Below are 1172 nucleotides of genomic sequence, written 5' to 3'. Positions count from 1 at the left end.
AGGTGTGGCCCCCCTTCTCCCGAAGTTACGGGGGCATTTTGCCGAGTTCCTTAACCATAGTTCACCCGAACGCCTCGGTATTCTCTACCTGACCACCTGAGTCGGTTTAGGGTACGGGCCGCCATGAAACTCGCTAGAGGCTTTTCTCGACAGCATAGGATCATCCACTTCACCACAATCGGCTCGGCATCAGGTCTCAGGCTATGTGCTGTCCGGATTTGCCTAGACAGCGCCCTACACCCTTACCCCGGGACAACCACCGCCCGGGCTGGACTACCTTCCTGCGTCACCCCATCGCTTACCTACTACCACCTTGGGCCGGCGGCTCCACCACTCCCCTTCACCCGAAGGATCCAGGGCGGCTTCACGGCCTTAGCATTAATGGATTCGATATTGGGCGTTTCAAAGCGGGTACCGGAATATCAACCGGTTGTCCATCGACTACGCCTGTCGGCCTCGCCTTAGGTCCCGACTTACCCTGGGCAGATCAGCTTGACCCAGGAACCCTTAGTCAATCGGCGCACACGTTTCTCACGTGTGTATCGCTACTCATGCCTGCATTCTCACTCGTGAACCGTCCACAACTCGCTTCCGCGGCTGCTTCACCCGGCACACGACGCTCCCCTACCCATCACAGCGGGCGTTGGCCCTCATGCTGCAATGACACGACTTCGGCGGTACGCTTGAGCCCCGCTACATTGTCGGCGCGGAATCACTTGACCAGTGAGCTATTACGCACTCTTTCAAGGGTGGCTGCTTCTAAGCCAACCTCCTGGTTGTCTCTGCGACTCCACATCCTTTCCCACTTAGCGTACGCTTAGGGGCCTTAGTCGATGCTCTGGGCTGTTTCCCTCTCGACCATGGAGCTTATCCCCCACAGTCTCACTGCCGCGCTCTCACTTACCGGCATTCGGAGTTTGGCTAAGGTCAGTAACCCGGTAGGGCCCATCGCCTATCCAGTGCTCTACCTCCGGCAAGAAACACACGACGCTGCACCTAAATGCATTTCGGGGAGAACCAGCTATCACGGAGTTTGATTGGCCTTTCACCCCTAACCACAGGTCATCCCCCAGGTTTTCAACCCTGGTGGGTTCGGTCCTCCACGAAGTCTTACCTCCGCTTCAACCTGCCCATGGCTAGATCACTCCGCTTCGGGTCTTGAGCGTGCTACT

1 rRNA gene (running past one end of the window) is annotated in these 1172 nt (G+C 57.5%); it reads right to left on the bottom strand.

The window, feature by feature from the left end:
* Window positions 1–1172, bottom strand: a 23S ribosomal RNA gene (locus ABTZ91_RS33930) (its annotated part extends 1269 nt beyond the left edge of the window); the annotation flags it as partial.

The organism is Streptomyces sp. NPDC126499 (assembly GCF_040302485.1).
GTDB lineage: Bacteria > Actinomycetota > Actinomycetes > Streptomycetales > Streptomycetaceae > Streptomyces.
The sequence above is the reverse complement of the archived record's forward strand: the minus strand, read 5'-3'. Positions and strand labels throughout refer to the sequence as shown.